Here is a 15,678-nt window from a genome sequence, read left to right on the forward strand (position 1 = left end):
TGTACTCAAGGCGGGACTTGAACCCGCACGGGCATTACTACCCACTGGATTTTAAGTCCAGCGTGTCTACCAATTCCACCACTCGAGCATAAACTGATAGTTTGAGCGAAAAACGGGGTTTGAACCCGCGACCTCAACCTTGGCAAGGTTGCGCTCTACCAACTGAGCTATTTTCGCGTTTTATACCGCTGTTTGTTTCAGTATTACGGGTGCAAATGTAGCACTTAATTTCAATTCTGCAAACGTTTCAGCGAAAAAAAATCAAAGAAAAACATAACCTTCTGATAACGTTCCGCTTAAAATTGAAAGTTTTTTTAAGCTACATATCTTATGACGGTTTCATTGTGAACGTAGCGAAGTGCGGCAATCAGAGATTGCTTCGTTATACCTCCCTGCCTTTGCCGGCAGGCAGGCTCGCAATGACCGGACCCGACTGAACCCTATAAATATTTAAAACACACCCCTAACCCCTTCCGCCGCGGCGGAGGGAACAAGCTTCACTCAAACGGAAAAAATATCGGATTTGTATGAAGCTAAATTGCTACATTAAATAATCTACACATTGGTAATACTACTTCGTGAGCATTCTCTTTATCTCGTTCAGTTTCATTAGCGCCTCTACCGGTGTAAGCGTATTGATATCGAGATTAACGATCTCTTCTTTTATTTCCTGCAATAACGGATCATCAAGATTAAAGAAACTTAACTGTAATTCATCCTTGGCTGCCGGTTTGCCGTTTGACAATGCTTCACCTGAATGATCTTTCTCAAGCTTTTTAAGCAGCTTTTGCGCCTTTTGTATTACCGTTTGTGGCATTCCGGCCATCTTTGCCACATGGATACCAAAACTGTGCGCAGAACCGCCTTTTACAAGCTTACGAATAAACAGTACTGTATCCTTAAGCTCTTTTACGGAAACGTTGAAATTCTGGATGCGCTCAAAGATATCCTGCATCTCGTTCAGTTCATGGTAATGCGTTGCAAACAATGTCTTTGGCTGTGCCGGGTGTTCATGCAAAAACTCGGCAATAGCCCAGGCAATAGAAATACCGTCATACGTACTTGTACCACGACCGATCTCATCCAAAAGAATAAGGCTTCTGTCAGATATATTGTTCAAAATGCTGGCCGTTTCGTTCATCTCTACCATAAAGGTCGATTCGCCCATAGAGATATTATCTGACGCTCCTACCCTTGTAAATATCTTATCTACAATACCCATACGAACGCTTTCAGCAGGCACAAAACTTCCCATCTGCGCGAGCAATACGATCAGTGCCGTCTGACGAAGAATGGCCGATTTACCCGACATATTCGGACCGGTGATCATAATGATCTGCTGTCCGCTTCGGTCAAGGTAAACATCGTTGGTAATGTATTCTGTGCCGACAGGTAATTGCTTTTCGATAACAGGGTGGCGGCCTTCTTTTATCTCAAGATCAAAGCTATCGTCGATAACCGGGCAAACATATTTATTATCAATTGCCAGTTGGGCAAATGAACTAAGACAGTCCATTTGTGCCACAAGGCTCGCATTAAGCTGTACCGGTTTTATATAGGTCCCAATCCAGATAACCAACTGCTCAAACAACTGTGTTTCCAGCGCATGGATTTTTTCCTCGGCACCTAATATTTTAGATTCATATTCTTTAAGCTCTTCGGTAATGTAGCGCTCTGCATTTACCAATGTTTGCTTGCGTATCCACTCCGCCGGAACTTTGTCTTTATGCGTATTGCGCACTTCGATATAATAACCGAATACATTATTAAATGAAATCTTCAATGAAGATATTCCTGTAGCTTCAGACTCCCTTCTTTCTATTCCTTCAAGATATTCTTTACCGGAATTAGAGATATTCCTTAAATCATCAAGCTCGGGATGAATACCCATTGCAATGGCATTTCCTTTATTGATAGATACCGGAGCATCAGGGTGAAGTGTAGTTTTTATCTTCTCACGAAGCAGGTCGCAGGCGTGCAGGCTGTCACCAATAGCTTTAAGTGCATCGTTTTTGCTATCCAGCGCCAGTGCTTTTATGGGCACAATGGCGTCTAGCGAGTCTTTCAGGTAAATTACCTCACGCGGACTCACCTTACCCGTCGCAACCTTAGAGATAAGACGTTCCAGGTCGGAAATCTGCTTAATCTGGTATTGTATCTTGTTAAGGGTTTCCTGATTGTCTTTCAGGTAAGCCACAACCTCATGACGCGCACGCACCTTATTAGCATCCTTTAGCGGAAGCGCCAGCCAGCGTTTCAGCAGTCGGCTACCCATAGGCGAAAGCGTTTTATCGATGACGTCAAGCAGGGTTACAGCATTCAGGTTCGGGCTTTGGTACAGCTCAAGGTTACGGATGGTAAAGCGGTCCATCCATACATAGGCATCCTCAGCAATACGCTGAATACTTGTAATATGCTGCACTTTGTTATGTTGCGTTTCCGACAGGTAATACAGCACCGCTCCCGAAGCGATGATACCTTCCTGCAACTCCTCTACCCCAAAACCTTTAAGGGAATTGGTTCCGAAGTGGGCTGTAAGGTTCTCAAAAGCATAATCTTCTTTATACACCCAGTCTTCGAGGTAGAAAGTATGAAAATCTTCTCCAAAGGCTTCCCTGAAATTATTTTTCTCCGCTTTAGGTACCAGCACCTCACTCGGACTGAAGTTTTGTAATAGTTTATCAATGTATTCCTCATTACCCTGCGCCGTAAGAAATTCTCCCGTAGACACATCAAGGAATGAAACACCCATTGTCCTTTTTCCAAAATATACCGACGCCAAAAAGTTATTGCTTTTAGAGTGCAGCACCTCATCGTTCATCGAAACTCCCGGAGTTACCAGTTCGGTCACGCCACGTTTCACGATGGTCTTTGTCATTTTCGGATCTTCCAGCTGGTCGCATATCGCCACACGAAGACCGGCCTTAACCAGCTTTGGCAAATAGGTATTCAGCGAGTGGTGCGGAAACCCGGCAAGAGCCGTTTCGGTTTCGCTGCCCGCTCCCCTTTTGGTAAGTACTATCCCTAATATCCCGGCCGCCCTTATGGCATCTTCGCCAAAGGTCTCATAAAAATCGCCCACACGAAACAACAGGCAGGCATCAGGATACTTTGCCTTAATCTCGTTATACTGTTTCATTAACGGGGTTTCTTTGGGTGCTTTTTCTTTAGTCGCCAAGGGAAATAGGGTTTAAATTAACTTGATGGGCGAAGTTACTCAAATTCTGAAAAAGGTAAACGCGGTGTTGGTAAATGGTGGATAACTTATCTCTTCTTTTGTCTTGAAACAAAAGAAGCAAAAAAACCTCACCCCAGCCCCTCTCCTTTGGAGAGGGGAGCGAACACAGTAACGAATACGTTTGATATCAGGCTATTTCTTTAAAATATGTTTACATTTGCGGTTATCTATTCCAAAAAACACTCATGAGAAAATTAGCTAACAGTGAGTTGGGCCGCAAAAGCATTGAAGACTTTAAGGAAGCCGAGAAGACCCCGCTCATTATAATACTTGACGACATCCGCAGCCTGCACAATATAGGCTCGGTGTTTCGTACTGCCGACGCTTTTCTGGTAGAGAAGATCTACCTGTGCGGCATTACCGCTACCCCTCCCAACAAGGAGATTCATAAAACAGCCCTTGGAGCTACCGATACCGTAGCCTGGGAATATGCCAAAGATGTTCTCGAAGTCATTACAAAACTTCAGGCAGACGGCACTGATGTATGGGCTATAGAACAGGTGGAAAATTCGGTTTACCTGAATGATTTTCAGCCTGAAGAAGGAAAGAAATATGCCCTTGTTTTTGGCAACGAGGTAAAAGGTGTTTCGCAGGAAGCCATAAAACTGTGCAGTGGCACTATTGAGATCCCACAACTTGGGACTAAACATTCCCTCAACATCTCGGTAAGTGCCGGTATAGTGGTGTGGGATATTTTCCAGAAAAACCATATAACAGCAGGTTAAGCCCCAACCTCTCACACTTACGACATGATACTATTTCAACCCTCTTTTAACGGGAGCATTACTAGTGCGCAACTGTTTGTGATTGCATTATTTCTTTTCACAATTCAACACAGTAACGCACAAGACATTGCACCCGTTGTTACAGCAACAGGCCAACAAACCTATTGCCCCGGAACTCCGCTAAATATCGTTACGGATTTTAATATTACCGATGTTGATGATACCGGCGCGGAAGCTGCGTACATACAGATATCATCAGGTTATGTAAACGGAGAAGACATCGTGAGTCTTAACAGTGTACCTGGACTTACAGCAACATGGAATGCAACATCGGCAACCCTTACCATAAAAAGCACTACACCCGGCGCGGAAATACCTTATCCGACACTTAGAGATGCCATAAAATTTAACGTTATATACAACAATATGTCGGCAAATCCATCTGCCGGACAACGTACTTTTTCCATATCATTAGGCGACGCTAACTATCTGGCTTCAACAGGGCATTATTACAAATTCATAGCTGCAGACGGCATTTTATGGACGAATGCAAAAATCGCAGCAGAGAACACCACTTATTACGGACTTCAGGGTTACCTGGCTACTCTTGGGTCGACCGACGAAGCTCAGCTTTGCGGGGAACAGGCAACAGGAACGGGATGGATAGGCGGTAGTGATGCCGAACAGGAAGGCGTATGGAAATGGATGACAGGTCCCGAAGCAGGTACTATTTTTTGGAACGGTGGAGCAAACGGATCCACACCTAATTTTGCATTCTGGAATAGTGGCGAACCCAACAATATGGGTGCGGAAGATTATGCCCACATTACAGCTCCGGGAGTAGGTATTCCAGGCTCGTGGAATGACCTTGCCAATGCCGGCAGCGGCGGGCAATATTCCCCAAAAGGTTATATAGTAGAATTTGGCGGCATGCCGGGCGATCCGGTATTACAGATATCAGCCACTACAACAATAGATGTGGAAAGACTATCCGAAACCACCCCTGCACAACGCTGCGGCGATGGGGCAGTCACCTTACAGGCAGTCTCAACAGGCGGAATGGTATATTGGTATAACGCTTCAACCGGAGGCAACCTGCTCGCAACGGGCTCGAGCTTTACGACCCCATCATTATCGCAAACAACAACCTACTACGCATCAGCATATTCACCGGGCTGCATCACGGGTCCGAGAAGAGCTGTAATAGCAACAATCAACACTCAACCCTCCTTACCAAATCCTGATCCAGTTGCGCCAGTTTGTTACGGAGATCCTGCACAACTTACAGCAACTGTTACTTCGGGAACATTAAACTGGTATGATGCGCCCACCGGAGGAACACTTTTAGGCACAGGAAGCCCTTTTACTACATCTCCGCTTACTGCCGAAACCATTTTTTATGCCGAAGTAGTTAGCACCGGATGCACGGCAACGTCACGGGAGGCCGTAACAGTTAGCGTTTTAGCGCTACCGGTTGTAACCGACGAAGAAATAGAATTTTGCGAAAAAACAAGAACTACAATAAATGCAGGGATTTCAGGTGTAACCTATGAATGGTCGACAGGAGCGACCACCCCATCCATAGAAATTAACGCGGCAGGGACCTACACGGTTAAAGTAACAAATCCGGCAGGCTGCAGCGCGGTAAAAACCATCACAGCCACTACCCTCCCTTCGGCAGATATAGTCCGCGTGGAGGTGAACAGCGACGTGGCAACAGTTATCATGTCCGATCCTGAAATAAACCATTATGTATTCTCACTTGATGGCAACAGCTATGGAGACTCAAATGTTTTTTACAACCTCAATCCCGGGCAGCATACGGTAAAAGTACGCTCTAAAAATGGCTGCGGAAGCGATTCGATGACATTCTACGTATACATGATACCAAAGTTCTTTACCCCTAATGGTGACAACATCAATGATGTATTTACTATTGCAGGTATGTCAGCCTACCCTCAGGCAACCATCAATATCTTTGACCGCTATGGTAAGATTGTAGCTGCCTTAAACAGCCGTAACCGTTCATGGGATGGTACATTTCAGGGACACAAGTTACCGGCAACCGATTACTGGTACATTATTAAACTAACCTACGATAGCGAAGAGATTAAAGGGCATTTTAGTTTGATTCGATAATCGTTGTAAAGAAATTTATTCCCTACGGGAAATATGAGCCAATGCATATTAATTTCTACCAGCATTCATTCCCTACGGAAAACTTCCATTCCGAATATCGCGTAGCGATTTAATGCTGGTAGCAAACAATTAGAACAGGGAGAAAATTTCCCATAGGGAATAAATTTCGTTATACCGCAACAACAGGCTTATGCAACACCAACGATAATATTTGGGCAGGGCTATCAATATGGTAGTCCGGCTTATTATTTTCAAGAGCTTTTTCATTGTCGTAACCCCAGCTTACCCATGCAACATCTACACCGCTTTTACGGCAGGCAATTACATCACGAAGTTCATCACCCACATAGAGTATCTCAGAAGGTTTTACATCTTTATCCCTCAGGAATTTATTAATAAGCAGATGTTTACCAAACATACTTCGGGAAGAATAAATGTGCTTACACTTTACTTTATGCTGCCTGAAAAACTGCTCGATATTGGTTTTGGAATTGGACGAAAGCACAGCATATTTAACCCTGTTTTCAGTTAATGACAGTAGCAGTTCTTTCATGCCTTCATTAAACTCCAGTTTAGGTATTGCTGCTTTATACCTTCGGATAATTACCGAAGCCAGAAAAGGTATTTTATACAATGGCACCCCTAATAGCCGGCAGCGTTCGGTAATGCTAAGGCAACGGAGCTCATCGAGATTTTCCTCATTAAGCAGCTGATAATTATTTTTTAGGGCAAGTTCGTTATAGAGTTCAATAAATAAGGACCGAGAATCGGCAATAGTGCCGTCAAAGTCGAAGACAATAAATTTATAAGGATACATTTAATGATTGATGATGATTTAATAGTGCAAAGGTAATTAGTTATAGCATACGTTTATAAATTATCATCTTAAAGCTCGTGAGGAGTGGCATATGATATGTCACTCCTCACGAGCTTTAAGAATTATTATCATTTATTTTCTATAAATATGCCGCCAGGTGTGGCCTGACTATCTATTTAAATTTACCTGTTCCAGCACCCAAATATAATCCTCCTGATTATGCACGAAATCACGGTTGGAAACATCCAATACTAAAACATTAAGTCCACTATGGGTTTTGATGTAATCCAGATACCCCTGATTTATACTCTCAAGATATTCGGCTTTGATGTCCTGTTCGTAGCTTCGTCCACGCATTTTGATATGCTCAAGCAGTGTTTCGGTAGTCTGATATAAATACACATACAGTCCCGGCCTGCGCATTTCGCCATACATAATATCAAACAGCTTTTTATATAGCGTATACTCATCTTCCCCAAGCGTAACTTTTGAGAAGATCAGCGATTTGATGATATGGTAATCGGCAACAACAAAATCGGTCTGTGGGTTTACCTGCAACAGGTCGTCGCTAAGTTGTTGGTAGCGATCAGCCAGGAAGGACATCTCTAGTGAAAACGCATAAAGTTGCGGATCTTTGTAAAATTGTGGCAGAAAAGGGTTATCAGCAAAACGCTCTAACACTATTTGTCCCCCAAAGTCTTCCGAAAGCTTTCCGGCAAGACTGGTCTTACCAGCCCCTATATTTCCCTCAATAGCAATATAGCTATGATGTTTTGGATTAAATTGTTCAATTGGCGAAGGCAACTGCACTACAAATTCACATTTGCTTTGGTCTCCCGATTCGGTTATCAACTGGTTAATATTCTTTTTGAATTTTGGGTGCTCCCAATGCGGGGCGACATCCCGTAACGGAATCAAAACAAAATTGCGGTTCTGCATTCGCGGATGCGGTACTTCGAGCGTTGGCTCAGCAATAATCTCATTATTAAAAGTAATCACATCAATATCTATGGTACGCGAATGATAGCGTTCTTCAGGATTGCGAACCCTGCCACCCTCCAGTTCGGCACTAAGCAATTCGGCTAATAGCTGTACAGCAGGTTTTTGCGTATGCACCAACAAACAGCAGTTATAAAAATCGTCGCCTTCGAAACCAACAGACGGATTCTCATATATACCCGAAACCTTTACTACCGTAGCAATATGGTTATTAATATAATCGATGCACCATTGCAGGTTTTCAAGGCGATTGCCCATATTGCTGCCCAGTGACAGTATAGCTTTGTTTTGAAATCTCATACCGCAAAGTAAGCGAAAAGTATTCAGTTTTCAGTCGCGGTCGTCAGTATCTTACTGGCTGAAAACTGAGGCTGTGACTGAAAACTGAATACTTCTTTAATTTTTCTAACTTAGTAGTTGTAACATATCAGGCTATTTTGCGTCTGATTAATAAATAAATTATCATTTCAAGATGAACGATACCCCACAACAACCACAGTACAGGCAACCACAGCCTAAATCGCCCTCATTCCTTAAGAATGTACTTTCTACCGTAGTAGGGCTTTTTGTGTTTTGCTTTATTTTCTTCTTTCTAATACTACTTATCGGTATTATTGCCGCTGCTGCCAGCGGAGGGAACGACACAGCCGTAAAAGTTGAAAAAAACAGTGTTATTGAACTTGACCTTTCTCAGGTTACTAATGATTATTCAGGAAAATTCAAATATAAAGACTTCCCAATGTTTGACTCTGACAATCAGGAAGGCCTTGTTGATGTTATAAGAGCTATTGATGCTGCTAAAGACGACGAAAGAATTAAGGGAATCACTATAACCAACAGTAGCACCCAACTGGGTATTGCCCAAAACAAAGCACTTCGCGATGAGCTTGATGCCTTTAAAAAATCAGGAAAATTTATCGTCGCTTATTCTGACGGTTATTCACAAAGCGATTACTACCTGAATTCTGTTGCCGATACCATTTACCTTAACCCGGTAGGTGAAATTGACTTTAAAGGACTTTCATCAGAAGTGATGTTCTACAAAGACCTTCAGGACAAAACGGGCATTAAAATGGAAGTTATCCGTCACGGAAAATACAAGAGTGCTGTTGAACCTTTCCTAAGCAATGAGATGAGCCCTGAGAACAGGGAGCAGATTACCGCATTGCTTAACTCTGTTTGGACATCGGTTGTTGGCGATATCGCTAAAAGCCGTAAAATTCCGGTTGACAGTCTTAATGCTGTAGCCGACAGGCTTGGTGGCCGTACTCCGGAACTGGCAAAAGAAGCAAAACTTATAGACAAAATTGGTTATATCGATCAGTATGAAGCCGGCATCAAAAAAGCACTTAAACTGAAAAAGGATGAAGACTATAAAAGAGTATCAATCCTTGATTATGTAAAAGCCACTGCGCTTGACAAACTGCTATCGGGTGGTAAAGACGAGATTGCCATCATTTATGCACAGGGCGAGATTCGCGGCGGAGAAGGTGATGTGAATACCGTTAGCGAAGTACCAATCCGCAAAGCACTAAAAGAGGCAAGGGAGAATGATGCCGTTAAAGCTATCGTACTTCGTGTAGACTCTCCGGGTGGTAGTGCACTGACTTCTGAACTGATATGGAGGGATATTGAACTTACTAAAAAAGTAAAGCCGGTTGTAGTATCTATGGGTAATATAGCAGCTTCGGGAGGATACTACATCTCTTGTAATGCTAACCGTATTTTTGCAGAAGAAGGTACTATTACCGGATCGATAGGTGTATTTGGAATGCTGCCAAACTTTACAGAACTGTCTAACCGAATTGGTATCCATACCGAGCAGGTAAGCACACATAAAAACGCATCAGGATATAGTGTATTCACCCCGCTTAAAGATGACACGAGAGCTATCATTCAGGAAAGTGTAGAGAAAGTATATACAACATTTGTGAGTCGTGTAGCTGCCGGGAGAAAACTTACTCCGGAGCAGGTTGATGCCATAGGACAGGGACGTGTATGGAGTGGAAGCATGGCACTGAAAAACGGACTTGTAGACGAAATTGGCGGACTTGATGCTGCTATTGAATATGCTGCCAAACTAGGCAAAACAAACGACTATTCTGTTTCAGATTATCCTGAGTTTGAAAAAGACTTCAGTAAAATTTTAAGTATGTTCGGACTTAGCACACAAACTAAAGAAGAGCTTATTAAAGAACAGGTAGGTGTAGAAAACTACCGCGTTATAGAGCGCATTCGTCGTGTAAGCCAAATCAAGGGCAACCAGGTACTAATGCCTTATGAGCTGACCATAAAATAAATCCCGAAAGGAATTAAAAAGCAAAAGCACAATGGTAATCGTTGTGCTTTTTCTTTTTTAATAATGGTTATATTATCTAATGTCAGAAAATTACGTGCAACAATAACATGAAATTTGAGTTATACAAGTCAGGATTCCCTATCTTAGGGGCAAAATTTAAAAAATATCATGGTTAAGAAAGTTTTAAAATGGACCGGTATCGTTTTACTGGTAATTATCATTGCGTTGGCGGCTACGCCATTCTTATTCAAAGGAAAAATTAAAGAACTGGTATTAAAAACCATCAATGAAAAGGTAGATGCCAATGTAGCATTTGAGGATGTAAGCCTGAGCCTTTTCAGGAGTTTCCCTAAAGCCAATGTTACCATTGAAAAACTTAGCATTGTAAACAAGGCGCCTTTTGCAGGCGACACTCTTGTTTATATGGAAGAAATAGACCTTGATATGTCGGTTAAGGAATTATTCAAAGGTGAAGGAGAACCGATGAATATTGAATACATCGGCACCAAAAATGGTATTGTAAACATCCTTTTCAACAAAGATGGTGTAGGCAACTTTGATATTGCCATCAAAGACGAAAAAGAGCAGCCTGCTGACAACAAAGAAAGCAAGCCGTTTGCCCTTAATATGCAAAAATATAAAGTAGAGAACCTGCGTTTCCGTTACTTTGATGAGCGCTCTAAGATAAACATGGTAATTGACAGCCTTAACCACGAAGGTAAAGGCAACATGGCGGCTAATAAGCTTGACCTTGACACCAAAACCACAGCTAAACTTTCGTTAAGCATGGATAAGGCTAATTACATGAACAATGTAGCCCTTAGCCTTGATGCTGTATTAGGCCTTGATCTTGACAAAAGCATTTATACTTTTAAAAACAATAAAGCACTCATCAACCAGTTGCCTCTTGAATTTGACGGTAGCTTTGCGATGGTGGAACAGGGACAGCAAATTGACATTACATTCAAAACGCCTACCTCATCATTCAAAAACTTCTTAGGTCTTGTACCGGAAGCCTATTCAGGTAACCTTGCCACAGTTAAAACAGACGGTGATTTTACCATTAATGGTAAAGTAAACGGACTGAATGGCGATAATTCAATCCCTAAATTCAACATTGCGATTGCATCAAACAATGCATCTTTTAAATATCCTGACCTGCCTAAATCGGTTCAGAATATTGTTATCGACACTAAGATCATCAATGAAACAGGAGTACTTAACGACACCTATGTAAACCTTGATAAACTTTCGTTCAGGATAGACCAGGATGTTTTTGATGCCAGCGCAAGTATTAAAAACATTGTAGAAAACCCTCTTGTAGATGCAAGACTTAAAGGTATAATAAACCTTGCCAACGTATCCAAAGCTTACCCTGTTAAGGTTGATATTCCGCTTTCAGGTATACTGAGGGCAGATGCCTCTACAAAATTTGATATGAAATCGGTAGAAAACAGCCAGTATGAAAAGATACAGAACAATGGTAGCATGAGCCTTAGCGGATTTACGTACAAAGGCGACCTTCCTAAACCTGTAAAGATAAACGAAGCTGCCGTGCAGTTTAATCCAAGCCGCATTACCCTTAGCAAATTTGATGCTGTAACAGGCGGATCTGATATTAATGTAAGCGGTACACTTGATAACTTCTACGGTTTTGTGTTCAGGGATCAGACCCTGAAAGGTAACTTTAACATGAGTTCTAACAAGCTTGTAGTTGCTGACTTTATGGCTCTGGAAGCTGCCAATACAGCCGCTAAAAAAGCCGAAGGCGCACAAAAAACCGAAACTCCTAAGCAGGTAGCAGCTACCGACGCGGTTAAAATCCCGGCTTTCCTTGACTGTACTATTACAGCAAAAGCCGGCACTGTAGTATATGACAACCTGTTCCTAAAAGATGTATCAGGTAAAATGATTATTAAAGACGAGACTGTTACCATCCAAAACCTGCAGTCGTCAATATTTGGCGGAAAAATAGGTGTTAGCGGAGATGTGTCAACTAAAGGCACCACACCTAAATTTAACGTAGACCTTGCTCTTAATAACGTTGACATTACACAGTCGTTCAACCAGCTTGACATGCTTAAGTCCATTGCTCCGATAGTGGGTGTTATAACAGGTAAAATGAATACCACCATTAAGGTAGGCGGTAATCTGGATGCTAAAGAAATGACTCCTGATCTGAAATCGCTTTCCGGAGATTTGCTTGGACAGTTATTGAATACGACTGTAAATCCTCAGAATTCAAAAATGCTTACGGCATTAACATCGAATGTAAAATTCCTTGACCTTTCTAAAGTCGACCTTAATAAAAAAATAGGCCTGACATTTGAAAACGGAAACGTTGTTATAAAACCAATTGACCTGAAATACCAGGATATTCCAATCAAGATACAGGGATCACACGGTTTTGACCAGAACATGAACTATACTGTTGCTTTTGAAGTTCCTGCCAAATACCTGGGCACCGATGTAAACAAGCTTATAACTCAGGCAAAAGGAGATCCAAGTAAAATAATCGTTCCGGTAAACGCATCAATTACAGGTAACTTTAAAAGCCCTAAAGTATCAACCGATCTTAGCAAGGCTGCAACTAACCTGACGAACCAATTGGTACAACAGCAAAAAGACAAGTATATCAACGAAGCTACCGACAAAGGTAAAGATGCCCTGAACAAGCTTTTAGGCGGAGGTAAAACAACGTCGACTGATACAACTAAAACAACTACAACTAAAACCAATGCCGAAACTCAAAAACAGGTTGAAGAGAAAGCTAAAGAAGGTGCAGGCAAACTAATTAATGGTCTGTTTAAAAAAGATAAGAAAGAATAGACTTTGTCTGTTTCGGGTTATTGAGTTTCGGGTTGCTTACTCATACCAATTAACTCAAACCCATAAAAAAACCGCCTGATGAAAAATAACATTAGGCGGTTTTTTATTTAAAAGAGATTACTTCGTCCGTTCGGCTTTTAGCCTCGGGTGCCACGTCGTTCCTCCTCGCAATGACAGAAGCCGACAACAGACAACCATCAACCGACAACATTTATACGTTTATCTGCACTACAAAACCTTCGTAAGATCTTACGTTAAAAACAGTACCATCTTCAAATAAAAGATACTGCCCTTTTACGCCCATAAGTTTACCGTTGAAGATTGGAGTCTTAGACAGATTTAAACTTGTTCCCAATTTTTGAGGGTATTGCAGTACGGGATAGTCTAATGTAAACAGTTTTTCCTGGGTTGACTCAAAATAAGGAGCAACTTCTGCCGGAAGCAATGAGCGCACCTCGTTTCGCCTGGCAATAAGATCTATTTCATTTACTTCGTTAAGCAGCATTTTTTTCCAGTTGATCTTATCCGAGAAATGATCTTTAAGTGCCACCTCTGTAATTCCTGCAAGATAGCGGTTAGGCACTTCCACCAGTGGTGTAGCCCACGAAGCTCCCTGATCGATCCATCGTGTGGGCACCTGTGTTTTACGGGTTACCCCTACCTTCAAATCACTCGATGCGGCCAGATAAACAATATGCGGCTGTACCTGTACTCTGGTTTCATATTCAAGGTCGCGATCGGCAATACCCAAATGGGCCGTACTAAGCTCCGGACGCATGATCCAGTCGCCTGCAGCCGCCGAACTGTAAAAACAATCATAACAAAATCCCTGACGGTAGATCTTTTTCTTCTTACTACAATTCAGACACTGGAAACCCATGAAATTGATCTCTAAGTCTTTGCCTAGCAATTGATTTACATTCAAAAAACTGTTTTCAAAAACCAGGTAATATTGTATCGGGCTGCCCACCTCAGTTTGCATTTTTGTTAAAACCCCTTCGTATTGCATATAAATTTTAGTATTTTTATGGGCATAAAGATACTAAAATATGGCGTTGCCGATTATCAATTCCATTGCTTCGTGGATCCTTAAAAAGCGTATCCATGATATCGAATTGTTCCTTAAATACCCTAACGAGGTACAGGAAGAACTGTTAATGAACCTTATCCGTACTGCGGAGGGCACATCCATTGGCAGAAAATACGATTTCTCATCCGTTAAGAATTATAGAGCTTTTTCCGAACGGGTACCTGTTTCAACCTATGAAGAACTGGAACCCATGATAGAACAAACCCGTAAAGGTGAGCAAAATGTTTTTTGGCCCAGCCAGATTAAATGGTTTGCCAAATCGAGCGGAACTACTAATGCCAAGAGCAAATTTATTCCCGTGAGTAATGACGCCCTTGAGGACTGTCATTATAAGGCCGCAAAAGACTTATTGTGCCTTTACCTGAACAACAATGAGGAATCGCAGCTCTTTACAGGTAAATCCCTTCGCCTGGGAGGCAGCAAACAGCTGTATGAGGACAATAATTCGTTCTTTGGTGACCTCTCGGCCATTCTGATAGACAACATGCCTATATGGGCAGAATTCAGCAGCACGCCAAGCAATAAGGTATCACTAATGAGCGAATGGGAAACAAAACTGCCAGCTATAGTTAAAGAAACCATCAACGAAAATGTAACCAGCTTTGCCGGTGTACCTTCGTGGATGCTCGTACTGATGAATCGTGCGCTTGAAGAAACCGGAAAAACCAATCTGATGGAAATATGGCCCAATCTGGAAGTATATTTTCACGGAGGGGTAAGTTTTGAACCGTATCGAGAACAGTACAAAAAGATACTACCTAAAGCTGACTTTAAATACTACGAGATATATAATGCTTCTGAAGGGTTCTTTGCCATACAGGATAGTAACGACAGTAACGAATTACTGCTGATGCTCGACTATGGTATATTCTACGAATTTATCCCGATGGATACTTTCGGAACGCTGAACCAAAGAACAATTCCTCTTTCAGAAGTTGTGGTAGATAAAAATTATGCTATCGTTATCACTACCAATTCCGGCCTATGGCGCTACATGATCGGCGATACCGTGAGATTTACATCCATCAATCCGTACCGCATAAAAGTAACCGGTAGAACCAAACACCATATTAATGTTTTTGGCGAGGAGCTGATGGTAGAAAATACCGATACTGCAATAGCCAAAGCCTGTAAAGTTACTGGTCACGAAGTAATTGATTATACCGTGGCTCCCGTATTCATGAACGGAAAAGAAAAAGGGGCACACGAGTGGATCATTGAATTTAAAGAACCTCCGGCAGATGCCGAGCACTTCCGTACTATTCTTGACGAAACACTGCAAACCCTGAACTCCGACTATGAAGCCAAGCGTTACAATAATATGACGCTGAATCCGTTAATACTGAACGTAGCACGACCAAGGCTTTTTTATGATTGGTTAAAGGAACAGGACAAACTTGGTGGACAGCACAAAATACCACGCCTGAGCAACGAGCGACATTACCTTGAACAGCTAAAAGCCATGCAGGATAGTTTTTCTACAGACTTAGCATAATACAACAAACAGAAAACCAGCAATCTGGCATTATGTTTGCTTCCTTT

At 42.1% G+C, this 15,678-nt stretch carries 9 protein-coding genes and 2 tRNA genes; 5 read left to right on the plus strand and 6 right to left on the minus strand.

Annotated features, from left to right (window positions below):
• Nucleotides 1-2: 2 nt before the first annotated feature.
• From DEU42_RS12390 to mutS, 3 genes are all read right to left on the minus strand, one after another.
• A tRNA-Leu gene (locus DEU42_RS12390) sits at nt 3-88 on the minus strand.
• 16 nt (nt 89-104) lie between these two features.
• Nucleotides 105-177, minus strand: a tRNA-Gly gene (locus DEU42_RS12395).
• A 394-nt stretch (nt 178-571) separates the two neighbouring features.
• Entirely contained in the window at nt 572-3,178 is a 2,607-nt protein-coding gene (gene mutS / locus DEU42_RS12400) for a DNA mismatch repair protein MutS (protein ID WP_114758616.1), read from the minus strand.
• 245 nt (nt 3,179-3,423) lie between these two features.
• Here mutS and DEU42_RS12405 point away from each other — a divergent pair, with 245 nt between their 5' ends.
• Both DEU42_RS12405 and DEU42_RS12410 read left to right on the plus strand, forming a co-directional pair.
• Nucleotides 3,424-3,963, plus strand: a complete 540-nt coding sequence (locus tag DEU42_RS12405) for an RNA methyltransferase (RefSeq protein ID WP_114758617.1) — start codon at nt 3,424-3,426, stop codon at nt 3,961-3,963.
• A 24-nt stretch (nt 3,964-3,987) separates the two neighbouring features.
• Nucleotides 3,988-6,102 carry a T9SS type B sorting domain-containing protein gene (locus DEU42_RS12410; protein ID WP_114758618.1) on the plus strand — a complete coding sequence of 705 codons (2,115 nt, stop codon included), beginning with the start codon at nt 3,988-3,990 and terminating at the stop codon, nt 6,100-6,102.
• A gap of 169 nt (nt 6,103-6,271) precedes the next feature.
• Here the strand turns inward: DEU42_RS12410 and DEU42_RS12415 are convergent, their stop codons facing one another.
• Together DEU42_RS12415 and folK are read right to left on the minus strand one after the other, a co-directional pair.
• Nucleotides 6,272-6,919, minus strand: a complete 648-nt coding sequence (locus tag DEU42_RS12415) for an HAD hydrolase-like protein (RefSeq protein WP_114758619.1) — start codon at nt 6,917-6,919, stop codon at nt 6,272-6,274.
• 168 nt (nt 6,920-7,087) lie between these two features.
• A complete protein-coding gene (gene folK / locus DEU42_RS12420) occupies nt 7,088-8,218 on the minus strand; it encodes a 2-amino-4-hydroxy-6-hydroxymethyldihydropteridine diphosphokinase (protein WP_114758620.1) in 1,131 nt (376 codons plus the stop codon).
• 172 nt (nt 8,219-8,390) lie between these two features.
• Between folK and sppA the strand changes: the two genes are divergently transcribed.
• Nucleotides 8,391-10,217 carry a signal peptide peptidase SppA gene (sppA, locus tag DEU42_RS12425; protein ID WP_114758621.1) on the plus strand — a complete coding sequence of 609 codons (1,827 nt, stop codon included), beginning with the start codon at nt 8,391-8,393 and terminating at the stop codon, nt 10,215-10,217.
• 168 nt (nt 10,218-10,385) lie between these two features.
• Nucleotides 10,386-13,046, plus strand: a complete 2,661-nt coding sequence (locus DEU42_RS12430; protein WP_114758622.1) for an AsmA-like C-terminal region-containing protein — start codon at nt 10,386-10,388, stop codon at nt 13,044-13,046.
• 211 nt (nt 13,047-13,257) lie between these two features.
• Here the strand turns inward: DEU42_RS12430 and DEU42_RS12435 are convergent, their stop codons facing one another.
• Nucleotides 13,258-14,055 (minus strand): DUF2797 domain-containing protein, encoded by a 798-nt coding sequence (locus DEU42_RS12435; RefSeq protein ID WP_114758623.1) that lies wholly within the window; start codon nt 14,053-14,055, stop codon nt 13,258-13,260.
• 40 nt (nt 14,056-14,095) lie between these two features.
• Between DEU42_RS12435 and DEU42_RS12440 the strand changes: the two genes are divergently transcribed.
• Nucleotides 14,096-15,631 carry a GH3 auxin-responsive promoter family protein gene (locus tag DEU42_RS12440; RefSeq protein WP_114758624.1) on the plus strand — a complete coding sequence of 512 codons (1,536 nt, stop codon included), beginning with the start codon at nt 14,096-14,098 and terminating at the stop codon, nt 15,629-15,631.
• Nucleotides 15,632-15,678 lie beyond the last annotated feature (47 nt).

Source organism: Flavobacterium sp. AG291 (genome assembly GCF_003350375.1).
GTDB lineage: Bacteria > Bacteroidota > Bacteroidia > Flavobacteriales > Flavobacteriaceae > Flavobacterium > Flavobacterium suzhouense.